Origin of the sequence: Pseudomonas sp. zfem001, from assembly GCF_032621725.1 — a bacterium.
In the GTDB taxonomy this organism is placed as follows: domain Bacteria; phylum Pseudomonadota; class Gammaproteobacteria; order Pseudomonadales; family Pseudomonadaceae; genus Aquipseudomonas; species Aquipseudomonas sediminis.
The window spans coordinates 78,821-104,571 of record NZ_JAVYJI010000007.1 but is presented as its reverse complement, the minus strand read 5'-3'; the positions used below and the strand labels follow the sequence as shown (position 1 = coordinate 104,571).

At 63.7% G+C, this 25,751-nt stretch carries 22 protein-coding genes; 12 read left to right on the top strand and 10 right to left on the bottom strand.

The features are described from left to right. The first annotated feature begins 5 nt into the window (after positions 1 to 5). The 9 genes from RTH74_RS20910 to nahK all read left to right on the top strand — a co-directional run bounded on the left by RTH74_RS20910 (position 6) and on the right by nahK (position 13,433). Positions 6 to 1,334 (top strand): FAD-dependent oxidoreductase, encoded by a 1,329-nt coding sequence (locus tag RTH74_RS20910; RefSeq protein ID WP_316915930.1) that lies wholly within the window; start codon positions 6 to 8, stop codon positions 1,332 to 1,334. Then, positions 1,331 to 1,702 (top strand): ethanolamine utilization protein EutQ, encoded by a 372-nt coding sequence (locus RTH74_RS20905; RefSeq protein ID WP_074941209.1) that lies wholly within the window; start codon positions 1,331 to 1,333, stop codon positions 1,700 to 1,702. Before RTH74_RS20910 ends, RTH74_RS20905 begins: the two co-directional genes overlap by 4 nt. Positions 1,703 to 1,784: 82 nt before the next feature. Further along, positions 1,785 to 3,056, top strand: a complete 1,272-nt coding sequence (locus RTH74_RS20900) for an MFS transporter (RefSeq protein ID WP_177432912.1) — start codon at positions 1,785 to 1,787, stop codon at positions 3,054 to 3,056. Between the two features lie 305 nt (positions 3,057 to 3,361). After that, positions 3,362 to 4,915, top strand: a complete 1,554-nt coding sequence (locus RTH74_RS20895; RefSeq protein WP_316915929.1) for a BCCT family transporter — start codon at positions 3,362 to 3,364, stop codon at positions 4,913 to 4,915. 169 nt (positions 4,916 to 5,084) lie between these two features. Continuing rightward, positions 5,085 to 7,475: a pyrroloquinoline quinone biosynthesis protein PqqF gene (pqqF, locus tag RTH74_RS20890; RefSeq protein ID WP_316915928.1), complete on the top strand. Its 2,391-nt coding sequence runs from the start codon at positions 5,085 to 5,087 to the stop codon at positions 7,473 to 7,475. A gap of 314 nt (positions 7,476 to 7,789) precedes the next feature. Then, positions 7,790 to 8,974, top strand: a complete 1,185-nt coding sequence (locus RTH74_RS20885; protein ID WP_106735313.1) for a porin — start codon at positions 7,790 to 7,792, stop codon at positions 8,972 to 8,974. A gap of 72 nt (positions 8,975 to 9,046) precedes the next feature. Then, positions 9,047 to 9,439: a hypothetical protein gene (locus RTH74_RS20880; RefSeq protein ID WP_279921178.1), complete on the top strand. Its 393-nt coding sequence runs from the start codon at positions 9,047 to 9,049 to the stop codon at positions 9,437 to 9,439. A 258-nt stretch (positions 9,440 to 9,697) separates the two neighbouring features. Next, complete coding sequence (gene nosP, locus RTH74_RS20875) at positions 9,698 to 10,861, top strand: nitric oxide-sensing protein NosP (protein WP_106735315.1); 1,164 nt, start codon at positions 9,698 to 9,700, stop codon at positions 10,859 to 10,861. After that, positions 10,791 to 13,433 carry a hybrid sensor histidine kinase/response regulator NahK/ErcS' gene (gene nahK / locus RTH74_RS20870; protein WP_316915927.1) on the top strand — a complete coding sequence of 881 codons (2,643 nt, stop codon included), beginning with the start codon at positions 10,791 to 10,793 and terminating at the stop codon, positions 13,431 to 13,433. Before nosP ends, nahK begins: the two co-directional genes overlap by 71 nt. 250 nt (positions 13,434 to 13,683) lie before the next feature. Here nahK and RTH74_RS20865 read toward each other — a convergent pair whose 3' ends face one another. From RTH74_RS20865 to RTH74_RS20830, 8 genes are all read right to left on the bottom strand, one after another. Next, positions 13,684 to 14,103 carry a GNAT family acetyltransferase gene (locus tag RTH74_RS20865; RefSeq protein ID WP_316915926.1) on the bottom strand — a complete coding sequence of 140 codons (420 nt, stop codon included), beginning with the start codon at positions 14,101 to 14,103 and terminating at the stop codon, positions 13,684 to 13,686. A gap of 154 nt (positions 14,104 to 14,257) precedes the next feature. Next, on the bottom strand, positions 14,258 to 14,923 hold the full coding sequence (locus RTH74_RS20860) for a response regulator transcription factor (RefSeq protein WP_316915925.1): 666 nt from the start codon (positions 14,921 to 14,923) through the stop codon (positions 14,258 to 14,260). 23 nt (positions 14,924 to 14,946) lie between these two features. Continuing rightward, positions 14,947 to 15,522: a PQQ-dependent catabolism-associated CXXCW motif protein gene (locus RTH74_RS20855; protein WP_316915924.1), complete on the bottom strand. Its 576-nt coding sequence runs from the start codon at positions 15,520 to 15,522 to the stop codon at positions 14,947 to 14,949. 235 nt (positions 15,523 to 15,757) lie between these two features. Further along, entirely contained in the window at positions 15,758 to 16,549 is a 792-nt protein-coding gene (locus RTH74_RS20850; protein WP_316915923.1) for an ABC transporter permease, read from the bottom strand. Next, a complete protein-coding gene (locus RTH74_RS20845) occupies positions 16,546 to 17,406 on the bottom strand; it encodes an ABC transporter ATP-binding protein (protein WP_316915922.1) in 861 nt (286 codons plus the stop codon). Before RTH74_RS20845 ends, RTH74_RS20850 begins: the two co-directional genes overlap by 4 nt. After that, entirely contained in the window at positions 17,403 to 18,368 is a 966-nt protein-coding gene (locus tag RTH74_RS20840) for a YVTN family beta-propeller repeat protein (RefSeq protein WP_316915921.1), read from the bottom strand. The genes RTH74_RS20845 and RTH74_RS20840 overlap by 4 nt, the downstream gene beginning before the upstream one ends. Before the next feature lie 112 nt (positions 18,369 to 18,480). Beyond that, entirely contained in the window at positions 18,481 to 19,662 is a 1,182-nt protein-coding gene (locus RTH74_RS20835) for an ABC transporter substrate-binding protein (protein WP_316915920.1), read from the bottom strand. Between the two features lie 121 nt (positions 19,663 to 19,783). Then, a complete protein-coding gene (locus tag RTH74_RS20830; RefSeq protein ID WP_316915919.1) occupies positions 19,784 to 20,743 on the bottom strand; it encodes a tetratricopeptide repeat protein in 960 nt (319 codons plus the stop codon). A 249-nt stretch (positions 20,744 to 20,992) separates the two neighbouring features. On the opposite strand from RTH74_RS20830, the gene RTH74_RS20825 reads away from it, so the two are divergent. The 3 genes from RTH74_RS20825 to RTH74_RS20815 all read left to right on the top strand — a co-directional run bounded on the left by RTH74_RS20825 (position 20,993) and on the right by RTH74_RS20815 (position 23,501). Beyond that, the gene (locus RTH74_RS20825) at positions 20,993 to 21,430 is read left to right on the top strand and encodes a copper-binding protein (protein WP_316915918.1); all 438 of its coding nucleotides are present in this window, start codon (positions 20,993 to 20,995) and stop codon (positions 21,428 to 21,430) included. Positions 21,431 to 21,443: 13 nt separating this feature from the next. After that, the gene (locus RTH74_RS20820; RefSeq protein ID WP_316915917.1) at positions 21,444 to 22,745 is read left to right on the top strand and encodes a histidine kinase; all 1,302 of its coding nucleotides are present in this window, start codon (positions 21,444 to 21,446) and stop codon (positions 22,743 to 22,745) included. A 105-nt stretch (positions 22,746 to 22,850) separates the two neighbouring features. Next, positions 22,851 to 23,501 (top strand): response regulator transcription factor, encoded by a 651-nt coding sequence (locus tag RTH74_RS20815; protein WP_316915916.1) that lies wholly within the window; start codon positions 22,851 to 22,853, stop codon positions 23,499 to 23,501. A 172-nt stretch (positions 23,502 to 23,673) separates the two neighbouring features. On the opposite strand, the gene RTH74_RS20810 is transcribed toward RTH74_RS20815, so the two are convergent. Together RTH74_RS20810 and RTH74_RS20805 are read right to left on the bottom strand one after the other, a co-directional pair. Beyond that, positions 23,674 to 24,975, bottom strand: a complete 1,302-nt coding sequence (locus RTH74_RS20810) for a sorbosone dehydrogenase family protein (protein ID WP_316915915.1) — start codon at positions 24,973 to 24,975, stop codon at positions 23,674 to 23,676. Continuing rightward, on the bottom strand, positions 24,972 to 25,400 hold the full coding sequence (locus RTH74_RS20805) for a DUF2231 domain-containing protein (RefSeq protein ID WP_316915914.1): 429 nt from the start codon (positions 25,398 to 25,400) through the stop codon (positions 24,972 to 24,974). The genes RTH74_RS20810 and RTH74_RS20805 overlap by 4 nt, the downstream gene beginning before the upstream one ends. Positions 25,401 to 25,751 lie beyond the last annotated feature (351 nt).

Sequence of the window (25,751 nt, the reverse complement as noted above, 5' to 3'; positions counted from 1 at the left end):
CGCGCATGAGCAAGCAAATCAATCTGCCCCATGATGACAGCAGTTGCGGCTGGTACGCCGCGTTGGGGCAACAGCCCGCGTGCAAACGCCTGCTGGGTGAGCAATGTGCCGATTACGCGGTGATCGGCGCTGGTTTCGCCGGCTTGGCCGCTGCACGCCGCCTCGGCGAACTGCTGCCGGACAAACGCATCATCCTGGTCGATGCTCAGCGTGTCGGCCAGGGCGCTTCCGGGCGTAACTCCGGTTTCGTCATCGACCTGCCGCACAAGTTCGCCCTGGAGCATCCCGACCCGGCGCACAAGCAGCGCCTGCTGTCGCTCAACCGCGCCGCCATCGCCCAGCTACAGGGGTTGATCGAACGCCACGGGATCGACTGTCAGTGGTCCCACGCCGGCAAGTATCAGGGCGCCGTGGGCCAGCGTGGCCTGGCGTATCTGCAGCACTTCGAAACGTTGCTGACGAACCTCGGCGAACCCTTTCGCCTGGTCGAACGCGACGAGCTGGCGCAGGTGCTGGGCAATACCTATTACAGCCGCGCAATCTTCACCCCGGGTTGCTACTTGATGCAGCCCGCGGCGTTGGTCACCGGGCTGGCACGTTCGCTACCTGACAACGTCGAGCTGCTGGAAGAGTCGCCCATCACCGGTCTGCAACGCGACGGGCAGGGCGGCTGGCTGCTGCAGGGTAGCCAGGGCACGATTCGTACCGAGCAACTGCTGCTCGGCACCAGCATCTTCACCCAGGAGTTCGGCTACCTGCGCAACCGCCTGCTGCCGGTGATGACCTTCGCCAGCTGGACGCGTCCGCTAAGCGATGCCGAGCTGGCGGCCTTCGGTGGTCAGCTCGACTGGGGCCTGACCCCGGCCGATCACGCCGGCACCACGGTGCGCATGACCCAGGATCGTCGCCTGATCATCCGTAACACCTACAAGCACGTGCCGAAATACGGCAAGAGCACCAGCGACGCCATGCGCGAATCGGTGCGCGACGACCATCGCAAGGCCTTTCTGGCGCGCTTCCCGCAACTGGCCGATGTGCCGTTCAGTCACACCTGGGGCGGTGTTTACGCGATCTCGCGCAACTTCACCAACTTCTTCGGCGAGCTGGAGTCGGGTGTGTTCGCCTCGGCCTGCGACAACGGCGTCGGCGCGGCCTGGGGCACCATCTCCGGCACGCTGCTGGCGGAAATGGCGGTCGGCAGCGACTCGGCGCAGTTGCGCGATATCCAGGCCGTCACCGGCATGCCGTCGCTCAATCCGCCGGAGCCATTTCTCGGCCTGGGCGTGCGCTCGCGCATTCGTCTGGCGGCCTGGAACAGTCGGAGCGAGCTATGACTCAGGTCGTTTCCGGGAAAGGTCCGGTGCTGTTGGTCGATCACCATGATCTGGAGTTCATTCCGCGCGGTGGACCGCCCGGAGCTGCCTTCGTGGCGCGGGCGATCAGCAACGAGATTTCGCCGAACATCGGCATCGGCTTCGCCCGCTGGGAGGGCGCCGAGGTGGCCTGGACCCTGTTGTATGACGAGGTGATCTTCGTCATCGAGGGCTGCTTCGAACTCAAGGCCAACGGCGAGTTGTATCGCGTCAAACCGGGGCAATTGCTGTGGATTCCCGAAGGCACCGAGCTGGTTTACGGCGGGCATGCGCTGTTCGGTTACGTGGTCCATCCGGGTGACTGGAAACAACGGCATGGTCTGGCCTAGCAGCGAGAGGGTTGACGATGCTCCAGCTTTGCTGCGCGCCCGGCTCAGGCGTGGTGGTTTTCCGTGAGAAAGGGGTGAGCAATTGCTCGGATTGACCCAGGCGTTCGCTGCACTGTATCTGGCCAGTTTACTGATGCAGCTCGGCTCGACCCTGCTGATGACTTATCTGGCGCTGCGCCTGACTGCCGGTGGCGTCGCCGAGTTCTGGGGCGGTGCGCTGATGGCTGCCAATGCTCTGGGCATGGTGGTCGGCGGCAAGGTTGGTCAGGTGCTGATCGGCCGTGTCGGTCACATACGTACCTACGTGGCCTGTTCCGGCATCATCTGCGCGGCGGTACTGACGCATGCCTTCAGTGAGGCATTGCCGCTCTGGTTGTTGCTGCGCTTTGTCGTTGGCGTGGCGATGATGTGCCAGCTGATGGTGGTGGAAAGCTGGCTCAACGACTGCGCGCAAAGCGATCAGCGCGGCAGGGTGCTGGGCATCTACATGGTCGCGGCCTACGTCGGCATGATGCTCGGTCAACTGGCGCTGAGCATCGACGGCAATCTCGGCCTGCATGCGTTACTCGGCGTGGTCATCGCTTTCGCCCTGAGCCAGGTGCCGGTGGCGCTGACTCGCAGTACTCATCCGAGCATACCGGGCTCTGAGCCGATCGATCTGCGTCTGTTCTTGCAGCGTGTACCGCAGTCGCTGTTTACCGTGCTGATCTCGGGGATGATCAACGGTGGTTTCTATGGCTTGTCGTCGATCTATGCCAGCCGACAGGGCCTGAGCACGGTGGAAGTAGGTCAGTTCATGGCTCTGGCGATTGCCGCGGGGTTGCTTGCGCAACTGCCACTGGGTTGGCTGTCGGATCGTCTGCCACGCGCCAGCCTTATTCGCGGTGTGGCGGCGTTGCTGATCCTGACCTGCCTGCCGCTGGCGTTCTATCAGGGCCTGTCGTTCGGCGTGCTGCTGCTGTTCAGCGCGTGTATCGGCTTTCTGCAGTTCTGCCTGTACCCGCTCGGCGTGGCCCTGGCCAACGACAACATGGAGCCGCGTCTGCGCGTGTCACTGGCGGGCTTGTTGCTAGCCACCTTCGGTGTGGGCGCCTGCATCGGCCCGCTGCTGGCCGGTGCGCTGATGGGGCATTTCGGCCCCTCCAGCCTCTATCTGTTCTTTGCCATCAGCGCGGCGGTATTGGCGGTCGCTGTGGGGCAAGGACGCGTGACCGGTGAGCACCTGCAGGACGATGCGCCGCTGCAGCATCAGGCCACACCCAATGCCCTTGCCTGCACGACCCTGGCTGCGGTTATCGAGCCAGCGGTCAGCGTGGAGGAGCGAGTCGAGGAGGCACCCAGCCAGAGGCTCTGAACGATCCATACCTACCTGCGAATGGATGCGCAAAGCTCAGCCAGAACACCGGGCAGGAAGACACCTGCCTGATGGCTCGCCAGCGCCCGTGAAATATAGCTTTGAGGCTTTTGCGAGGTGCCCTGATCTGTCGCATGGATTGATGATTAAAAGTCATAAGTCGCGCAGATTAAATGGTTTGTCGATGGATTCGCGCCTGTTCGACTATTGATCATCCGCAGCGATTACCGAGCCGCTCACTGCACCTGCAGGGCTCAGTCCGGATGCGGAGAAAACTATTACAAGAACAAAATCGAGGTGCGTGCATGAAGCCTATGGTTGCGGAAGACATAGTCGGTCGAGACTTCAATATTCGAGTGCTCGGCTTGAACTTCCATCGCGTCATATTCCCCGTTTCCTTCTCCATCATCCTTTTGCTGGTTCTCCTGGCACTGAGCAATCCCGTGGTCTTCGGCGAGACGCTGGAAGGCATCAAGGGCTGGATCCTGAAGAACTTCGACTGGTTCATCATCATCATGGGCAATCTGGCGGTGCTGTTCTGCGCCGGCCTGGCGCTGTCGCCGCTGGGTAAGGTGCGTCTCGGTGGTCGCGATGCCAAACCCGAATTCAGCACCCTGTCGTGGTTCTCCATGATGTTCGCCGCCGGCATGGGCGTCGGCCTGCTGTACTGGGGCGTCGCCGAACCGGTGGCGCAATACACCGCCTGGTGGAAAACACCGCTGAACGTGGCAGCCAGCACCCCGGAGGCCGCTCATGCGGCGATGGGCGCAACGCTGTATCACTGGGGTTTTCACCCCTGGGCGATCTATCTGACCAGCGCTCTGGTGGTGGGGTACTTCTCCTATAACAAGGGCCTGCCACTGTCGCTCAGTTCCGGTCTGCAGCCGCTGTTGGGGCGTGGGCATCGTGGCTTGCCGGGACAGATAGTCGATGTGTTCACCGTGGTGCTGAGCATCTTCGGCCTGGCCACTTCCCTCGGTCTGGGCGCCATGCAGGCCACGGCCGGTATTGCCCACGTACTGGGTACCCCGAACACCTTCGCCTTTCAGCTGCTGTTCATCGTCGCGGTTACCGGCCTGGCCGCGTTCTCGCTGTGGCGGGGGCTGGATGCCGGGGTCAAGGTCCTGAGCAACATCAACATGCTGCTGGCGTTGGTGCTGTTTCTGCTGGTCGCGGTGGGTATTGGGGGCATGGCGTTCTTCTCCAACACTCTGAGCGCAGCGGTCGACTACGGTCAGATGTTCCTGCCGCTGAGCAACTGGATCGATCGTCCTGATCAGGACTGGTTCCAGGGCTGGACGGTGTTCTATTGGGCCTGGTGGTGCACCTGGGGCCCGCTGGTGGGCATCTTCGTCGCACGCGTTTCCAAGGGCCGCACCCTGCGCCAGATGGTGGGCATGGTGATGCTGGCGCCGACGGTGGTCACTCTGCTGTGGTTCTCTGCCTTCGGTGGCGGCGCTATCGCCCAGGTTATCGACGGCAGCGGTGCTCTGGCGGCTGGCCTCAGTGACGTCAACATGGCTATCTTCCAGTTCCTGGAAATGCTGCCGTTGGCCGGTATCGGTTCGCTGCTGGTGGTCGCCTTGTTGGTGTTCTTCATGGTGACGTCGGTGGACTCCGGTGCGCTGGTGATCGACAACCTGTCGGCTGGTGGCGACCCTGACACCCAGCCGGGGCAACGTGTGCTGTGGCTGGTGATGATCGCGCTGGTGACCGTCACGCTGTTCGTGATTGGCGGTGATACCGCACTCAAGGGCATTCAGGCCGGCGCGGTCGCCATGGGGCTGCCGTTCATGGCGCTGATGCTGTTGCTGATGATTGGCCTGGTCAAAGGCCTGATCGAAGACTGCCGTAGCTGAAGTCTGCCAATCGACGCCCCGACACTCGCCGCAAGGCGGTGTCGGGGCGTTTGTGTTTCTGCGTGCACCCTTTTTACGACCAAAGGCGCGTTTTACTCGGCCGAAAGCAGGATTGCCTGGCGCTGGTACGTTGTCGAAGCTGAACGGTACGCTGCCCAGAGAACCCTTGATGACCCTGTACGCTCCACGTTCTGCCCCTGTTCGGCGCCTGGCCAATGGCGCACTGCTGCGTGCGCAGCAGCAGTCCTGGGCGCAGCAGGTGGGGTTGTGTCTGCGGGTGGCGGCGGGCAGTCATGACGAGCCGCAGGCCTATCCGGGCCTGGCGCACTTTCTCGAACATCTGCTGTTTCTCGGTAGCCGCGATTACCCGGTCGACCAGGGGTTGATGGCTTTCGTCCAGCGCCATGGCGGGCTGGTCAATGCTTCGACCCAGGCGCGCCATACCGATTTTGTCTGCGAGCTGCCGGCCGAGCATCTGACGGCGGTGCTGACGCGTCTGCTGGATATGCTCGGCCAGCCGTTGCTGACGATCGACGCGCAACTGCGCGAGCGCGAGGTGCTGCACGCCGAATACCAGGCGCGCAGCCAGGATGCCGACAGCCGGATCAATCATGCGCTGGGCCAGGCGCTCGCCGCTGGGCATCGCTGCAGCGCGTTCCTGGCCGGTGATCGCAGCACGCTGGTTGTGGAGTCTGCGGAGTTTCAGCGGGCGCTGCGTGATCATCATCAGCGCCACTACCAGGCTCGGCATATGAGCCTGACTCTGGTCGGGCCACAACCGGCCGAGCAGTTGCTGGATATCGCCGAGGCGCTACTTGGGAGGTTGCCGGCAGGCGAGGGCGACGCCTGTTCCACTCTGTCGCCGGACCTGCTGCCGCTGCGAGCACCGTGCCTGCATCTGCAGCACAGTCGCTCGGGTGTGTACCTGGGTCTTGCCGTGCAGCTCGACACCCGTGACCTGAACGCATCGTTGGAGCTGTTGCTGGATGCCTTGCAGGACCCTGCGCCCGGCGGCGTGCTCGACGGCCTGCGCGCGATGCAATTGTGCCGGCAGTTGCAGGCGCGGGTGCTGTATCAGCACGGTGGGCAATGCCTGCTGCGTCTGGACTTTCCTGGCGCCAGCGCGGAGCAGGGCGCCGCAGTGCGCGCCGCCGTGCAGAGTTGGGCCGCGCAGTTGCAGGGCGATACAGATTGGTCATTGCGACTGCAGCACCAGCAGCAGGCAGCAGCGCTCAGGTTGCTTGGGCTCAGCCCGTTGGCGGCCGCCAGGGAACTGCAGTCGTCTGCTCAGGACGATAGCCAGACCTTGCACGACCTGAATGCCGTGCTGGCTCGCCTGGCTCGCGGTGATGGGCTGATCGAATTGCAGTGTGGCGAGCAGGCGCGACCCTTGTGGCCGGCAATTGGATTGGATTTGCCATTGCAGGCCTTGCCGATGCCATCGCCAACCCCAATTTCGATCTATCCCTGGCGGCTGCCCGGCAATGATCCGTTGCTGACCGGCGCTGCCGTGGCATCGGCCGTTTTGCCATTGGCCGCGTTGCGACATCATCCGGGGCAGGTCGAGGGCGGGCCGGCTGCGCTTTACTGGCGAGGCCCCTGTGCAGTGGTGGGCGACGCGGCGGCCATCGAAGCGGGATTGCTGGCGCGCAGCGCCGATCTGCGCTGGCGCGGTGAGCGGCTTGGCATCGCCTGCCAGCTGAGCGTACTAGCGTCTGGCTGGAGCCTCTCATTGCGCGGTCCTGCGCCACTGTTGCCGGCCTTCAGTGCCTTGCTGCTACCGCTGCTGTTGGCCGCGCGGGATGAACCAGTCGAGCCCGCTTCCCAGGGCATGTTGTTGCGGGCGCTGCTGCAACGTTTGCCGCAGCTCTGCGAGCTGCCCAGGGCCTTGCGGCTGGAAGGGCTGAGTGTTGGGCTTGGGGCGCGCGAGCAGGCGCAGTTGAACGAGTTGTGCGTGGCTGTCGAGCCGCTTACGGATCTGTCGCCCGCACCGTGTAGCGAGACTGGAGTCGACTGGCACCAGGTCGCGCAGCCGGGCACGGATGCCGCGTTGCTGCTGTTCTGTCCCTTGCCTGCTGGCGATGTCTGCACCGAGGCTGCCTGGCGTCTGCTTGGCCAGGTGTTGCAGGGGCGTTTCTACCAGCGCCTGCGCGGTGAGTTGCAACTGGGTTACGCGCTGTTCGCCGGCTTCCGCCAGGTCGAGGGTTGCCGGGGGTTACTGTTTGCCTTGCAGTCACCCGTCTGCGAGGCGGCTGGCATCTTCGAGCATATCCGCGCCTTTCTGGGCGAGCAGCGTCAGTCGCTCGCTGCGCTGGATGATGAGGCCGTATCGCATTACCGCGAGGCCCTGGTGCCGGCAGTGAGCCCGGCCGAGGCCAACCTCGCACGTGCCGAGCAGCTATGGCAGCTGCATCTGGCAGGCTTGCCCGAGGTGCACCTGCAACGGGTGCAGCAGGCGCTGGTCGACCTGACCTCTAGCGATCTGCTGCGAGCACATGAGCAGTTGCTAAGCGCCCGCGATTGGCGCGTGTTGGCCAGCGGAGCACCGTCGCCGGCCTAACTGCAGCGTTTTTCCTCCCGCTCTCCATTCCGATAAGCAGGCCTGGGCGTTTTGCGTTTGCCTGCAGACGTTTGCCGATTTTCCTTTTCACAGCGCTTTGCGTGCGCGTCTACGCCCTAGGGCTGGCCCGGTACTACGACCTTTCTCCTGCTACCGGTAGCAGGTCGGTCGCGAGCCGGCGGGAGCGGGCCGGTAGCGCCCGGCCAAAGCAGCAGCGAATCGCTGCCAAGGCAGCGTATGGCCCGCCGGACCCGCTTTCGATAATCGCCTCCGACACGACTGCCCTGGCGGTCGCCACTCAAGCGGAGAGCGTTATGAACAACAACAAGATCGCCATCACTCGATTTCTGCCCCTGACCCTGGCTACGGCCGTCGCCCTGGCGACTGCGCAGCAGGCCGCCGCCGAGATCGTCCTGTACGACAAGGACGACACCACTTTCTCCACCGACGGCTACATCAACGCCTTCTACGTCAATAGCGACGTGGATCGTGATGGCGAGCAGTTCGACCGCCGCCAGTCGCGGGTGAAGATGGGCTTTCTGCCCAACTGGATCGGCTTCAACTTCGGCAAGCAGATCGACGGGCTCAAGCTGACCGGCCGCTCCTCCTTCTGGGTCACCATCAACGACAGCGAAACCAATGGCACCGATACCGCCATCGACGTTCGTCAGTTCTACGGCACCGTTTCCAGCCCGGAGTGGGGCGAAGTGCTGGTGGGCAAGGACTTCGGCCTGTTCTCGCGCTCCAACATCTTCCTCGATGAGCTGCTGGCCGGTTACGGCAACGTGTCCGACACCCTTGGCCTGGTGGACGGCAATGGCGTGTCCTTCGGCAACATCGGCACCGGCTACCCGTATCCGTTCCCGACCTCGCAGATCACCTACCGCAACAACAACCTGGCTGAAGGCCTGCGCGTCGCAGTGGGCATCATGGACCCGGTCGACACCAACGACGACAGCCCGACCGGCAAGGCCTACCAGGAAAACCCGCGTTTCGAATCGGAGGTCAGCTACCAGTTCGATGTGGGCGGTTCGACCATCTACACCTGGGTCAACGGTGCCTACCAGACCTCCGAGAACACCGACGACACCGTCGACAAGGTCACCTCCAAGGGCCTCGGCTATGGCGTGCAGGCCAAGTTCGGCGGCCTGTCGCTGACTGGTTCGGGCTTCCAGGCCAAGGGCATCAACCCGTTCTTCACCAACAACCTGGGCGAGCCGACCCTGCGTGACATCGACAGCGACGGCTACCTGCTGCAGGGCTCCTACACCTGGGGCAAGAACCGCGTGGCGCTGTCCTACGGCAAGACCGAGGACGACGGCAACGGCCTAGGCGTGGCAGCGGACTACGAGACCCGCGGCATCGCCTATTTCCGCACCATCAACGACAACCTCAAGCTGGTCGCCGAATACAACCAGTACCAGATCGACGCCGCCGCCGGCAGCGGTCTGAACGAGGACACCGACACCTTCGCTGTCGGTGCGGTACTCAGCTGGTAAGCCATACGGCTTGCGGACAACGGGAGGCCCAAGGGCCTCCCGTTCTTTTAGGGATCGAAAGAGAAAAAACTGATGATCGGACTCTGGAGCGAATCGGCTCAAACCTATCTGCTGGTACTGGCGATCAGTACCACGCTGGTCTTCGCGCTACCCATCTTCCTTGTACCGCTGACCTGGGCGCGCCTGATGCGCTGGCGCATTCCGCAGGATGTGGACCTCGCGGTGTATTTCGGGCGCTGTCTGGGCGCATTCATCCTGATCGTCGAGGCGCTGATGCTGCGCGCCGCGCTGACCGGTGAAGCGCTGCACACCACCTTCGAGGTGCTGGCCGCGGTGGCCCTGATGATGGTGCTGGTGCATGTGCATGGCGCGATCAAGCGCATCCAGCCGTGGACGGAAACCCTGGAGATCGGCTTCTACGCCGGGATGTTCGTGCTGACCCTGATGTTCTGGCCGGCTCCGTAAGAACGCTGGTGCGCACGGCGCACCCTACACAAGCATGGCGGCGTCCCAGGTAGGGTGCGCCATGCGCACCAGCGATTCCGGGCCGTGATGGAGAACCGTGTAGGGCTCGATGGCAGACTCCATCATTGCCCTTGGTGCGGGCGTACTGCTTCGCGAGTACGCCCTACGGGTCGGCTATCCAGTACTCAAGTAGCATGGGGCGGGCAGCGCCGGCTTCGTAGAATTTCCCCATGATCAGCACGTGAATTGGGGCGTGATATGGCCTTGGAACAGTCGGAGGGCGTGCTCAGCGCCGTCTCCAGCACGAAGGATGTGGAATTGGCCGCCCAGGAACTGGCACGCCAGCTGATCCATCCCTATCTCGGTTTCGTGCTGTTCTTCTGCTCGGCCGAGTACGATCTCGACGGCCTCGGCCAGGCGCTGGAGGCCCATTTCGGCGGTGTCAGCCTGGTCGGCTGCACCAGCGCCGGCGAGATCACCCCGCAGGGCTACGGCCGCGGCTGCGTGGTGGCGCTGGGTTTCGACCTGCGCTGCTTTTCCATCGCCAGCGTGCTGATCGACGAGATGGAGCGCTTCAATCTGCTCGACGCGCAGCAATTGGTCGATGGTCTGGTCAAGAATTGCCGCAGCAACGAGCTGGCCTCGATCAAGGGCCACAGCTTCGCCCTGACCCTGCTCGACGGCTTGTCCAGCCGCGAAGAACTGGTGCTCGGCGCACTCAGCGCGGCGCTGGGCAGCATCCCGCACTTCGGCGGCTCGGCCGGCGACGACAACCACCTGACCCATACCCACGTCTATCACGGCGGGCGCTTTCACAGCGGTGCGGCGGTGGTGGTGCTGTTCAACACCTGGCTGGAGTTCGAGGTATTCAGCACCCATCACATCCAGCCCAGTGCGGAAAAACTGGTGGTGACGCGCGCCGACAGCGCCACGCGCCGGGTGTACGAACTCAATGCCGCACCGGCCGCGCAGGAATATGCCGAGCTGATCGGCGTGCCGGTCGAGGCGTTGGATCTGCGCGCGTTCGCCGCCTATCCGCTGGCGGTGCGCATCAGCGATCACTACTACGTGCGCTCGATCCAGCAGGTGCACGACGACCTCAGCCTGACCTTCTACTGCGCGGTCGAGAACGGCATCGTCCTTACCGCCATGCACCCCGGCCCCTTGCTGCCTAATTTGCAGCAGCTGTTCGCCGGGCTGGAGCAGCGTCTCGGTCCGCTGCTGCTGACCATCGGCTGCGACTGCTTCCTGCGCCGCCTGGAGATCGAGAACGATGGCGGCGTCGAGTCGGTCGCCACGCTGCTGCGCCAGCAGCGGGTGATCGGCTTCAACACCTACGGAGAGCAGTTCAATGGCATGCACATCAACCAGACCTTTACCGGTGTCGCCATTGGCCGACCTGTTGGGCGTGCCGAGCGCTGAGCTGCAGGCACGCTGCACGGCGCTGGAGCAGGAAAACGCCAAGCTCCGGCGCATCAACGCCGCGCTGATCGAGCGGGTCGAGTCGATCCATTCCCGTGGCGATGACGCCTACGCGGCCTTCCAGCATTCGGTGGTGCTCTCCGAGCAAGTGCGCGAGCGCACCGATGCGCTGAACCAGGCGATGGCTGAGCTGAAATCCAGCAACCAGTTGCTCAGCGATGCGCGCTTGCGTGCCGAGACTGCGCACCAGCATTTGATCGACGCCATCGAGAGCATCTCCGATGCCTTCGTGCTGTTCGATGATCGTCAGCGCATCGTGCTGTTCAACAGCCGTTTCAAGGCGCTGTGGGCGCGTAGCCGCGCGCGCATCGGCACCGGCACGCGGCTGGAGGAAATTCGCCGGCTGAGCCGCAGCACTGGTCTGGTGGTGGAAGCGCAGTTGGGCAAGGAGGGCGAGCCGAGCCTGTTCCGCCTGCAGGACGGGCGCTGGGTGCAGGTCAGCGAGCGGCCGACCCGCGAGGGCGGGCTGGTGATCCTCTACACCGACATCACCGAGGTGAAGCAGAGCGAGGCGTTGCGCCGCGAGCAGGCCCTGGCGCAGAAGTCGCGCCTGCTGCAGCGCGCGGTCGACAACCTGTCGCAGGGCATGGCCATGGTCAATGCCGAGGGCGCGCTGGAGTTGTGGAACCACCGTTTCCTCGAACTCTGCGGGCTGGCGCCGATCAACGCCCATCGGCCGTTCGCCGAAGTGATGGCGGAAAGCGAACTTGAGCCGCTGACCCCGGACAGCCGCGATGCTACCGGCAAACCCCTGCGCCAGGTGGAGGTGCGTCTGTTCGACGGACGCATGCTGGAAGTGCGTACTCATCCGCTGCCCACCGGCGGCTTCGTCAATACCTTCACCGATATCACCGAGCGCCATCGCCAGGCTCAGGCACTGAGCGACAGCGAGCGCTGGATTCGCCTGATCACCGACCACGTGCCGGCGCTGATCGCCTATCTGTCGGCCGACCTGGTCTACGAATTCACCAACAAGGTCTACGAGGAATGGTACTGCTGGCCACGCGGCGCCATGCTCGGCCAAAGTCTGCGCGAAGTGCACAGCGAGGAGCATTGCCAGCGCCTGGAGCCCTACGTCGAACTGGCGCTATCCGGCGAGAGCGTGACCTTCGAATTCGCCGAAACCAACCATAACGGCCAGGAGCGCTACATGCTGCGTTCCTACGTGCCCAACCGTCAGGCCAGTGGCGAGGTGGTCGGTATCTTCGTGCTGATCCGCGATATCACCGAGCGTCGTCGCACTGCCGAGGCGTTGCACCAGGCCTATCAACATCTGGAACAGCGCGTGCGCGAACGTACCGCCGAACTGACCACGGTGAACGACCAGCTGCGTCGCGAGATCGACGAGCGCACGCAGATGGAGGCACGCCTGCGTGAAGCCAAGGGCGAGGCCGAGCAGGCCAACCTGTCCAAGACCAAGTTCCTCGCCGCCGTCAGCCACGACCTGCTGCAGCCACTCAACGCAGCGCGGCTGTTCACCAGTGCCTTGTTGGAGAAACGCGACCTGTCAGGCTGCGCGCCGTTGGTGCGCAACGTCAGCAACTCGCTGGAAGACGTGGAAAGTCTGCTCGGCACGCTGGTGGACATTTCCAAGCTCGATGCCGGGGTGATCAAACCCGATATCGCGCCATTCGCCGTCAGCGAGCTGCTGGAGAACCTGGCCGCCGAGTATCACCAGATCGCCCGCAGCGAAGGCCTGCGTCTGGATTACCTGCCCAGCTCGGCCCTGGTGCGCAGCGACGTGCAACTGCTGGCGCGGATCCTGCGCAACTTCCTCAGCAACGCCATTCGCTACACCGCCAGCGGGCGCATCCTGCTGGGCTGCCGGCGGCGCGGAAACAGCCTGTCCATCGAAGTCTGGGACACCGGCATCGGCATCGCCCAGGACAAGCTGGTGGAAATTTTCCAGGAGTTCAAACGCGGCGATAACGTGCAGCGCAAGCAGGATCGCGGCCTGGGGCTGGGCCTGGCGATCGTCGAGAAGATTGCGGGCATGCTCGGTCATCGCATCCGCGTAGCGTCGCAGCAGGGCAGGGGCTCGATGTTCGCCGTCGAGGTGCCGCTGACCCGCCGCGCGCCGCGCGTGCGTGCCGTGCAGGACAGCCCGGATATGCTGCTTGAACGCCTTAGCGGTGCACGGGTCTGGGTGCTGGATAACGACGCGGCGATCTGCGCCGGCATGCGCACCCTGCTCGAAGGCTGGGGCTGCCGGGTGGTTACTGCGCTGAGTGAAGAGGACCTGGCGTGCCAGGTGGACAACTACCACGCCGAGGCCGACCTGCTGATCGCCGACTACCACCTCGACGACGAGCGCAACGGCGTCGACGCCGTGGCGCAGATCAACGCCCGGCGTAGCACGCCGCTACCGGCGCTGATGATCACCGCCAACTACAGCAACGAGCTCAAACAACAGATGCGCGAACTGGGCCATAGCCTGCTGCACAAGCCGGTAAGGCCGATGAAGCTGAAGGCGGCGATGAGTCATCTGATGGAGCGTGGGGCAGGGGCTTGAAATCCGGTGCGCACGGCGCACCCCAGGGTTCACCAGGGCGAGCAGAGCTCAGGAGCTGTAGGGTGGATGTCGCTTTTTACATCCACCGCAGCGGTGGATCGGTAGAGCGTGATCCACCCTACGACACTGCGTCGATCCTCCTGTAGGGTGCGCTGCGCGCACCGAGGCGAGCCCGTAGCCCGGATGCAATCCGGGAACGATCACGCCGTTCTACCCCGGATTTCATCCGGGCTACGATAAGGGCGCCTCGTCAATCATCCGCGACCAGGCGTTTGCCCAGGCTGACCGAGGCGTCGATCTTGTAGCCAAGCCGCTCGTAGAAGGCCAATGCCGCCGCGTTGGTGTCGCGCACCTGCAGGCTGAGCTTGGGGCAGCCCAGAGCGAGCAACTGCTCTTCTATATACGCCATCAACTGACGGGCCAGGCCCTGCTGGCGTTGCTCCGGGCACACCGCCAGGTAGTTGACCCAGCCGCGATGCCCCTCGTAGCCGGCCATGGCCGAGGCCACCAGCTTGCCGTCGATTTCACCCACCAGAAATAGCTCGGGCTGTACCTGCAGTTTGCGCTGGATGTCCTTGTGCGGGTCATTCCACGGGCGGGTCAGGTCGCAGCGTTGCCAGAGATCGACGACGGCGGCTTCGTCAGCGAGCCGGAAGGGGCGGATGTGCATGGTGGACTCCAATCGGTGAGGCCGCCGTTTTAGCACGGCTTGATGGCGGGAGTCAGGACAACCTCGTTCGTCACTCCCGCGAAGGCGGGAGCCCAGGTGCCTCTTGGGTTCTGGCTTACCGCCTGCGCGGGAACGACAGCTAACCTGTCGGACGCTAGCGCCGCAGATAGGAGGCGAAATCGATATCGCCGGCCGAGAGAATCGCCTGCACGCGGTTATGTACGTTGAGCTTGCGCAGGATAGCCGAGACGTGGGCTTTGACCGTGGTTTCGGCGATATCCAGGCTGTAGGCGATCTGCTTGTTCGACTCGCCCTTGGTCATCCGCTCGAGCACCAACAGTTGCTTGCGCGTCAGCGCCTGCAGCAGCTCCGGGGCGATGCTGTGGTTGTCGTGGTGATGCCGTGAGCTGCCGCTCTTCTGCGAACGGATGATGTCCGGCGGCAGGTAGACGTTGCCGTCGAGAATCTGTGCGATGGCCTCGGTCATCTGTGCCCGTGGCGAGGACTTGGTGATGAAACCCACCGCACCATAGGTGATGGCTTGCAGCACGATCTGCTTGTCCTGCTCGGCCGAAACGATCACCACCGGGATGGTTGGCGCCTCGTTGCGCAGGTTCATCAGCCCGCCCAGGCCGTGCATGCCAGGCATGTTCAGGTCGAGCAGGATCAGATCCAGATCGTCGTGGCTTTGGGTCAGCTCCAGGGCGCTGTCCAGGTCGGCGGTTTCCATGATCTCGCTGCCGGGAAATCCGTCGGCGATGACGTTATGGATAGCTTCACGAAACAGCGGATGGTCGTCGGCAATCAGAATCTTGTACATGGCCTTGCACCTCGTTGTTGTGATTATGGTGTGGCAGTGGGCGTGAGGAAAGCAGCAGGCAGTTCGGCGGGTTGAGCGGGTACCAAGGGCAGGCCGGCCTGTTCCCAGGCATCGACGCCGTCACGGTACCAGTAGAGCTGGCGATAGCCCATGGCATGGGCGCGGCGCGCAGCGTTCCAGCTCGGCCAGCAGTCGGGGCGGCAGTAGAAAACGAAAGGCTTGTTCAGGTCGCCTTTGCTGGCCTGGTTCAGGTAGTGGGTGAAGTAGCGTAGCCATAGCGCTTCCAGGTTTCCGCTGCCGGTGTTGGGTAGCCACAGACTGCCGGGGATGTTGGCGTGGGGCTCTTCCTCGATGAAACGATCATGGCGCCACAGCTGGCGGTAGACATCGATCAGTTGAACATCGGGGCGTTCGTCGAGCAGCTTTTGCAGGGCGGGAGTATCGAGAACCTGGACACCTTCAAGCGTTGACGGTGTCGGGCTGCGGTACTGGTTGCTGCGATAGCCGTCGGCATCGAACAGGTCGTCGGCACCCACGACGCAGACCAGCAGCAGGGAGGCGAGCATCAGGCCCGCTTGCATGGGCAGACGGTATTTCATGGCAAGGTCTCTACTTATTTTTGTAGCGGTATTACAGGCCATGGTCGCAGGCTTGGAAATTCTACGTTGGAGAGGAAAACCAGTACCAAAGTAGTAGAAGAGGTCGGTTCGCCTTGTATGCAATGTAGGGGGGCTCGGTGCGCCGGCCGCTCGGCAAGCAGTACGCCATCGAATTCGTGACTCTACGAGCGGTCGGCGTCTTGATCCGCCCTGTGGGCGGCGATTCCCCTATTGGTCAACCCGCCTTGCGCAGCGCCGCGTGTTGCGGGTTGAAGGTGGCCACGGCGAGCAGGGTGAGCACCAGCGTCAGGCCGGTACACACCGCCAGCGCCTCGACATGCAGGCGCAGGTGCAGCGCATTGCGCACCAACTCTACCGCGTGGGTAAAGGGATTGGCCGCGCACAGCCAATACAACCACTCGCTGGACTCGCGCATCTTCCACAGCGGGTACAGCGCCGACGACAGGAAGAACATCGGGAAGATGACGAAATTCATCACCCCGGCGAAGTTCTCCAACTGCCGAATGCCGTTGGACAGCAGCAGCCCAAGCGCACTGAGCAGCAACGCCACCAGCAGCAGTGCCGGCATCACCGCGAGCAGGCCCCAGGCCGGTGGTTGCACGCCGTAGACCCAGGCAATGCCAAGGAAGGCATAGACCTGTAGTAGCGAGATCAGCGCCGTGGCCAGCAGCTTGGCCACCAGCAGGAAGGCGCGCGGCAGCGGGCTGGTGAGCAGTACGCGCATGCTGCCCATCTCGCGGTCGTAGACCATCGACAGCGAGCCCTGCATGCCGTTGAACAGCAGGATCATGCAGGTCAGGCCCGGCACGATGTAGGTGTCGTAGGTGATGTAGGTGTCGTACGGCTCGATGATGGCAATGCCCAGCGCCGCGCGAAAGCCGGCAGCGAACACCAGCAACCAGAGCAGCGGGCGCACCAGGGCGCTGAGAAAGCGCGAGCGCTGCAACACGAAGCGCAGCCATTCGCGCAGGACGATGCCACGCAGGCATTCCCAATAGGCGCTCATGGTTGCGGCTCCTTTGCGGAATCTGTGGGTGGTGTGGACTGAGTGGGAGGGGCTTTAGCCGCGAGCTCTTCGATATTGTGGATGTCGCGGCTGAAGCCCCTCCCACAACTGGGCCGCAGCGCCTCACGCACATGGCCACGGCCAAGCGCCTCGTCGCCGGTGAGGCGGGCGAAGCTGATGGCCAGGTCGTCGCCGAACTGGCTGGCCTTGCCCCAGGCCACGCGCGCGCCGCGATGCAGGATCAGCAGATCATCGCTGGATTCGATCTCGTCCAGCAGGTGGGTCGTCCACAGCACGCATAGACCCTGCTCGCGGCACAGGTTGCGCACGTGTCGGCCCAGCGCCAGGCGGCTGGCCGGGTCGAGCCCGGCGCTGGCTTCGTCGAGCAGCAGCAGGCGCGGCTGGTGGAGCAGGGCGCGGGCAATCTCCACTCGGCGACGATGGCCTCCGTTGAGCGTGCGCACCTTGTCGTGACGACGTTCGGCGAGATCCTGGCGCAACAGCTCCTCGTCGATACGCGCCTGCGCCTCGCGGCGCGGCATGCCGTGCAGCGCGGCGTGGTAGGCGAGGTTCTGTTGCACCGAAAGGTCGAGATCCAGCGTGCTCTGCTGGAACACCACGCCGAGCTGGCGCAGCGCCTGGCGCGGCTGCTCGCGCAGGCTGTGGCCGAAGATGCGGATGTCGCCTTGCTGCAGGTCGTACAGGCGGGTGAGCAGGGCGATCAGCGTGGACTTGCCGGCACCGTTGGGGCCGAGCAGGGCACCGAAGCGCCCTGGCGCCAGCTCGAAGGCCAGCTCGTTCAGCGCCTGGCGGGCGCCATAGGCGAAACCGACGCCGCTCACCTCCAGCGCATTCATGGCGTCACCACCACGCCCCAGGGATAGCGGCCAACCTTGATCGACTTGGTCACCTTGAGCGTATCGACGTCGATCACGGATACGTCGCCGCTGACGCCATTGGTAGTCAGCAGGCGCTTCTGATCCGGGGTGAACGCCAGGTGCCAGACGCGCCGGCCCACCAGCAGGTAGTCGAGAATCTCGTAGGTCTTGGCATCCACCACGGCCACATGGTTGGCCGGGCCGAGGGCGACGAAAGCGTACTTGCCGTCATCGGTGAGCTTGACCCCCACCGGCTGCACCTTGTCCGGGTGTACGCCCTTGATGGCGAAGTTGAGCACCTTGATCACCTGGCGCGAGTCGACGTCCAGTACCGTCACCGTGCCGCCGATTTCGGCCGAGGCCCACAGGCGCTTGCCGTCCTTGTCGAACTCGACATGGCGCGGGCGCTGGTCGACCAGGGTGTTGTCCACCAGTTGATTGGTGCTGGTATCGATCCAGTGCAGCATGTTGGTGGTTTCGCTGGTGTTGACCGCCCACTTGCCGTCGGGACTCACCGCCATGCCTTCGGGCTCCACGCCGACTTCGATCTGCGCCAGCACCTCGTCGCTCTGGGTGTCGACCACGGTTACCAGCGCATCATCCTCGTTGGAGATGTACAGCCAGCGGTCGTTGGGATGCAGGGCGAACTGCTCGGGGTCTGCGCCGGAGGGTAGCTCCTTGATGATCTTGCGCGTGGCCAGGTCCATCACCTGTACGCGGTCCGAGTCGCTGGCGCAGATGTACAAGAGCTTATTGTCGGAGGACAGCAGCAGCCCACGCGGGCGCATGCCGACATCGAGAGTGGCGGTGACTTCCAGGCTGTCGAGGTCGATGACGCTGATGCTGTCATCCTTCTCGTTGGACACGTAGGCAGTGGCGGCTAAGGCCGAGTGGCAAGCCAGGCTGAAGGCGACGGCACAGGCGAGACGGGTCAGGTGCATGGGGTTGATCCTCTTGTTGTAATGATTTGCAGCCGTCGGCTGGATGGCTTGCTTTTGTGGGAGGCGCTTAAGCGGCGACTCTCGCGGCTAAAGCCCTCCCACAGGTGTTCTCCTACAGGGACATACCCGCCAGATCGCAGCTCACTTCAGGCTGGTCATAGCCGAGGCTGTCCATCTCGTTGCTGGGATGAAGAAAACCGTCCTGCGGCGAGGTGCTGACCAGGGCGCGTGGATGCACCAGAGGAATAGGTTGGCGCAGCTCGCCGTTCCACGGGCGGAAGCTCAGCTTGCGACCCTTGAAGCCGTCCAGCGGCAGTTGTTCGTTCAGCAGCAGGTGACGAATGCCCTGCGGCTCGGCGGTGCGCTGCTTGGTGATGGCCGTGGCCAAGCTGCGCACGGCCATCCAGGCGGCGAAGTCGCGGTCGTTCATCCAGCGTCCGGCCAGCTCCTCGAAGCGTTTCTGCAACTGCGCGGCGCCAAAGGTTTCCACCGTTTTGTGCCAGGCAGTCGGGGTCAGGCCCTGGGTTCCGGCCACTGGGCGCGGGTACCAGGTGTTGTAGGGCAGGTATTCACCGAAGTCGCCGCGCTCGTCGGCCACCAGCACCACGTCGTATTCGCTGGCCTGGGTGAACAACGGCATTTCCGCCTGGGCGCTGCGGCGTTGGTCGTTGTCGAAGCTCCACGGCTTCTCGGCGACGATCTTGTGGCCGAAGCGTTTGGCGGCGCGCTTGAGCGCCTCGGCGTAGGCGAGGTCGTCCTCGGTGCTGCCGGTGACCAGCAGCCAGCGCGTCCATTTGCGCACGGCAAGAAACTGCGCCAGGGCGTCGGCCAGCATGGCGCGGCTGGGCAGGGTGTGCAGCACGTTGCCCAGGCATTGCTCGCGGCGCAGGCCGTCGTCGGCGCTGCCGGCGTTGAGCAGCAGGCTGTCCGGCAGGCGCGCGCTGAGCTGGCGCAGGGTAGCGGCCGGGGCATTGATCACGAACAGGCGGATGCCGGCCTGGTGCTGTTGTTCGGCGGCGGCGAGCAGCTCCGTTGCATCCTCGCTCTCGGCGCTTTGCAGTTCGAACTGTTGCTTGAGAAAGCGCCCGGTGCTGTTGCTGTCGATGATCGCCAGCTCGGCGCCACGGCGGCCGGCATCCAGCGGTTCGGGGATGACGTTGGACAGCAAGGGCCCGCGTGGTGGTTGATGGGCCAGGTAGCCGATGCGCACCTGCAGCTCGTTCGCGCTGGCTTCGACCACCAAGCTGAATATGGCAGCGAGGCAGAACAACAAGCGGCAACTGATCCGGTGCATGGGGCGACTCCTGCAAAGGGTGTCGCCAGCATAGGAAGCGCTTACGGCTCGGGAAATATGCCCAAGGTAGCGCCGGACATGTACGAAGGTAGTAGCTCTTCAGGGTGGCGGTGTGTCGTGCTCACTCGCCCCGCTGGCGGATATCCAGGCGCAGACCGTAGATGCTTGCCCTGCCCTCAAGGAGCTGCAGTCGGGCGCTCTCGTGGATTTCAAGCTGCTGCGTACGTTCGCCGCGTGCCAGCGTTTCGCGAATCAGCGAGAAGGCCAGGATCCCATCATCAGTACTCAGCAGTTCTGGTTCGTTACGTTGGTAGTGATAGCGATCTGTCTGGGCGAATGTTTGTTGCCACAATGTACGCAGCTGCGCCTTGCTCAACGCTTGCCAGCTACGTGACTGCGGCAGGCGCACCTGTATTTGGGCGTCATCGCGGATCAACGCCACCAGCGCGTCGACGTCACGGCGCTGCGCCGCCTGGTCGATCGTGCTGAGTGCGGCCAGTACCGCTTGGCGTTGTTCGTTATTGGGTTGGATGGCGGCAACGCCATCACCGTCCAGCGCGGCAAGAAACTGCTGGGCCTGCGCATGTTCGCCTTGCCTGGCTGCAGCGCGAATCCAGCTCAGGCCATTGGCGTGCTGGCCCTGCCGGTAAAGGCGCTCGCCCAGCGCCCACTGGGCGTCGGCGTTGTCCTGCTCGGCGGCACGCTGATACCAGCGTAGCGCCTCGTCGGGGTTAGCTGGCGTACCGAGCCCGATGTCGTGGGCGCGGGCCACTTCATACATGCCGATAGCGTCGCCCGCATCAGCTGCGCGTTGGTACCAGCTCAACGCTTGCCCCAGATCAGTCCTGGTACCGAGACCTGCGGCCTGCATGTTGCCCAGGTTGAGCATGCCCTGGCGGTTACCGGCTTCGGCGAGCCGGCGATAGCGCTCGAAGGCTTCGTCGAAGTCGCCCATTTTGTACACCGCGTAAGCGTCCAGTACCTGGATCATCTCGCGAGCAATGCGCGTCTGTTCGTCGTCGCTGGCGCTCAGCGGCGTACTCAACAGAGCGCCCAGCAACAGGCCGGCAAGTTGACGCATGGTGATACTCCAGTGGTTAGACGTGGGCAATGGAGGCTAGCAAGCCCAGTGCGTGGGGTATCTAACTCGATGGTGGCGAATGGATGCACCAATGGTGGCGGGTTGGGCTGTCGTGCTGGGCAGTCAGCCCGTAGCTGCCGGGAAATATGCCCAAAGTACCAGCGCGTCAGTACCAAGGTAGTAACCCGGCGCAAGGCGTTACTTCCTAGCATGGCAGTCAACGTCCAATAACAAGAACAGGTGAACGCCATGCGTATTTTCAAGGCTCTGCTGCTGCCGCTGTTGCTGATCATCAGCCTGCTCGGTGTCGATCAACTGCACGCCGCTGGTGATATGACCCGCCGACCGGTAGCGTTGCCTGACCTGGTGCTGGGTAATGACGACAGCGACTACTTCATGTCGCAGGCCGAGTACCAGCTGGAAACCGGCCAGGCCTACCAGCTCAAGATCATCGCCAGCGGGCAGAAGGAATACGCCTTTCAGGCGCCGGAGTTCGCCACTTCCATCTATCTGCGCAAGGTTGAAGCGGGTGGTGTGGAGATCAAGGCGGTCACCCTCACCGAACTGGAGTTCGAAGAGGCTGGCGAGGCGGAGGTCTTCTTCCTGCCGGTCAAACCGGGCAAATACCGCTTCTACGCCAAAGGCCTGGAAGGCAAGGGCATGCTCGGTTACTTCGTCGTCAAATAGCGCGGCCAAGTAGATGACTGCCCTAGGCCGTATCAACCTCGGCGTCAGCTTGCTGTTCGGGCTGGTGACCCTGGCCGGGCTGGCGCTGCTGTTGCGCCAGGCCAGCCACGATGTGCAACGCGAGCTACAGGCCGCCGAAGCAGTAGTGGAGTACCTCGGTGAAGTGGCGCGCAGCAATCCCGGTAGCTTGCGTCCGGAACTGACCGAGAACCTGCGGCATATCCGCGTCAGCTGGCTGCGTCCGGGTGAAGAGCCCGAGCAGCAGACCGAAAGCCTCATCGAGCACTGGATCGCCGAACGCCTGCTGGGCTCGGCCTCACTGGTGGCTGATGCCTGGCCGCTGGAGGATGGCCGTGAGTTGCGTATCGCTCTCGATCCCTATGACGAGATCGAGGAAATCCAGGACTCGCTGCTGCAACTGCTGCTGCTCAGTGCCTTCGCCCTGATCCTCAGCTTGCTGACCATCCGCTTCGCCGTAAACCGGGCTCGGCGCGTGTTGGACGAGCTGCTCGCCGGTCTGCGCGAAGTCGGCGCCGGTCACTTCGACACCCGCTTGCACGACCATGGCCTGGCCGAGGCCAAGCACTTGGCGGCGCACTTCAACGACATGGCCATCACCCTGCAACAGGTGCAGGCGGACAACGCCGAGCTGACCCAGGCGCTGCTGGAACTGCAGGAGCGCGAGCGCACGCGCCTTGGTCAGACCCTGCATGACGACCTCGGTCAATACCTCAGCGGCATTCGCGCCCAGGCCTGCCTGCTCAAGGTGATTGCTGACCGGCCGCAGCAGGTGCAGGACACCGCGCGCCTGCTGGACGACAACTGCGAGCGTCTGCAGCAGGGCTTTCGCAGCCTGATCCGCGACCTTTACCCGGTGGTGCTGGAACGTCTGGAACTTGGGCCGGCATTGCAGCAACTGGCTGCCGACTGGCAACAGGCGCAAGGCATTCGCTGCCGCCTGCAACTGAGCGAACAACTGCCAAGTCTGCCGCTGGCGAGCAAGGCCCATCTCTATCGCCTGGTGCAGGAGGCGCTGACCAATGTCGCCCGCCATGCCGATGCCAGTGAGGTACGCATTCGCCTGCAACGCCGTGGCCAGGGCTTGCGCCTTTTGGTGCGCGACAACGGCCAGGGCACCGCACTGCCGCTACGCCCCGGCATCGGCCTGCGCTCGATGCGCGAACGCAGCCGCAGCCTCGGCGGCGAACTGCGCCTGCACAGTCGCCCGCAAGCCGGCTGGGCGCTGTGCCTTAACATTCCATTAGAGGGCGCCTCTAAAAACGTAAGCGAGGCAGCCAGCGCAAGGCAAAAATAGGCGAAAAAGCGCAGTTTACGATGTTGTAAATGAGCATTTTGAGCCTGTTTTTAACGCAGTGATGGCAACGCAGGTAGTTTTTAGAGATGCTCGGGAGGCGATGCGATGAAAGTGTTACTGGTAGATGACCACGCAGTGGTGCGCCAGGGCTACGCGAGCCTGCTGCGTGCGCTGTTGCCGGATGTGCAACTGCGCGAGGCCTGCGACGGAGAACAGGCTCTGCAGCGAGTGCAGGAAGAGATTCCCAATCTGGTGATCATGGATATCGGCCTGCCCGGCATCAGCGGTCTGGAAACCACCCGCCGCCTGCGCCAGCGCCTGCCGCAACTGCGCGTGCTGTTCTTCAGCATGCATGACGAACTACCCCTGGTACGCCAGGCACTGGACGCCGGCGCCATCGGCTACCTGACCAAGAACTCCTCACCGGAAGTATTGGTGGAGGCGGTACGCCGCACGGCCGCCGGCCACGCCTATATCGAACAGCAACTAGCTACCCAGCTGGCCTGCAACCCCGCCAGCAGCGACGGCCTCGACCCACGCCTGCGCGAACTGACCCAGCGCGAGTTCGAAATCTTCGTCATGCTCGCCCGCGGCCTGCCACCGAGGCAGATTGCCGAGAAGCTGTGTATCAGTGCCAAAACCCTGTCTAACTACCAGACCCTGGTAAAGAACAAACTGCAGATCAGCTCGCAGGCGGAGTTGGTGCATTTGGCGATTGATAGTGGGGTGGTAAGGGTGGGGTTGGAGAGTGCCTGAGGCCGCAATGGTTGGCTCACTGGGCTGCTTTTATCGCGTGGTATGCAGCTCTTGACGCTCCGCCTCCACTGGCGAGGCGTAACTGAATTCGCAGACGACGCAGAGCTCCGCAGGCTAGCTCCCACGCGGGGCGTGGGAGCCATAGGCGATAGGTGCGATCGATTGCTTAGCCTCACTCGCTACCTTCGCGCACCACCCGCCAAACCGTATTCGCCAGATCATCCGCCACGATCAGTGCGCCGCTCGGATCGACCGTCACGCCCACCGGGCGGCCGCGGGTTTTGCCGTCTTCGCCGCGAAAACCGGTGACGAAGTCGATGGGGTCGCCTGCAGGGCGGCCGTTTTCGAAGGGCACGAAGATCACCTTGTAGCCCACCGGGTTCTTGCGGTTCCAGCTGCCGTGCTCGCCGACGAATACGCCGTCGGCATACTGCTCGCCCATTACCTCGCTGGAGAAGTCCAGGCCCAGCGCGGCGACGTGGGCGCCGAGGGCATAGTCCGGGGCGATGGCGCTGGCGACCTTGTCCGGGTTCTGCGGTTTCACCCGGGGGTCGACGTGCTGGCCGAAGTAGCTGTAGGGCCAGCCGTAGAAGCCGTCTTCCTGCACCGAGGTGAGGTAGTCGGGCACCAGATCTTCGCCCAGTTCGTCACGCTCGTTGACCACTGCCCACAAGGTGCCGGTGCCCGGCTGGATGGCCAGCGCGGTGGGGTTGCGCAGGCCGGTGGCGTAGGGCTTGTAGGCGCCGGTTTCGGCGTCCACCTGCCAGACCAGGGCGCGGTCGACTTCGGCCTCCATGCCGCGCTCGGTGATGTTGCTGTTGGAGCCGATGCCAACGTACAGGTAGCGGCCGTCTTCGCTGATGGTCAGCGCCTTGGTCCAGTGGTGATTGATCTCAGATGGCAGGTCGGCGACCTTGCTCGGCGGGCCGCTGGCCTTGGTCTGGCCTTCTTCATAGTCGAAGCGCACCAGCTCGTCCTGGTTGGCCACGTACAGGTTGCCTTCGTGCAGGGCCAGGCCGTAGGGGGCGTTGAGGTCTTCGGCGAACACCGTCTGCAGCTCGTAGCTGCCGTCGCCATCGGCGTCGCGCAGCAGGGTCAGGCGGTTGCCGCTGTCCACCGTGGTGTTGCCACGTGCCTTGATCACGCCGGCGATCACGTCCTTGGGCTTGAGCTTGGCGGCGTTACCGCCACGGCCCTCGGCGACGAGGATGTCGCCGTTGGGCAGTACCAGGGTTTGCCGGGGAATCTTCAGGTCGGTGGCGATGGCAGTGACGCTGAACCCTTCGGGCACGGTCGGTCGTTGATCACCCCATGACGTTGGCTCGGCAATGGTCATGCTCGGCAGGATGCCGCGTTCGGGGGAGGGCAGGTCCGGCTGGGCGCCGTAGAACTGCTGGTTGCTGCCGGGTTCTTCGCCGCAGGCGGTCAACAGCAGGGTGAAGGGCAGGGCGGTGAGTGCGATGGCAGTTTTCATCGGGCATCTCCTGTGCGTGGCTGGGCCATGCCGACCCAGGTGGCGGCAATGGCCAGCAAGGTGACGATCACCGACAGGGCCAGTCCCATGGGCATGGCGGCCCAGGCGTCTTTGGCGTGTTCCAGTGCATTGATGAAGCCCAGTACCCAGGTAACCAGAAGCAGCAGGAAGTAGGTGAGTGGGCGCGGGTTACGTCGATGAAATAGCCCGACCAGGGCGAACAGCATCGCCAGACCGGCGAATACCAGGGCGCCGGCGATCAACCAGGAGGCGAAGTTGCTCCATTGGATCTGGTAGCTGCGGTAGTAGGCGATGTCGGCCATCAGGGCGCCGAGAAACAGCGGCACCTGGCCGCACAGCAGGGTGGCGTGCAAAGGGCTGAGAATGTTGGGGTAGGCATGTGGAGTTTCGGTGGTGGTGGTCACGGCAGATCCCTCTTGGGCAATGACTGATGACGGCCTGGATGCTGCCGCCTCGATCTGGCTGTTCCTAAGAAGGGATTGCCCTGGGTAGGCATGGTTCAGGTTGTTTTTGCACCAAGTCAGATGGGCGAGGCCCACGATGAGAGCTGTATAGCCTGGCGCTCGGATGATGTAGGAGCGGCGCCCCGCCGCGAACCCGTACGACGGGCACTCGAAGCGCTTCGCCACGGGGCGGGGCTCCTACGGGAAGCGGTCTGGAGGCTTATTTGATCGGCATTGGCGTGTAGTCCGGATGAAATCCGGGGACCGCATACATACTGCTCCCGGATTTATCGGGCTACGAAGCTAACCTTG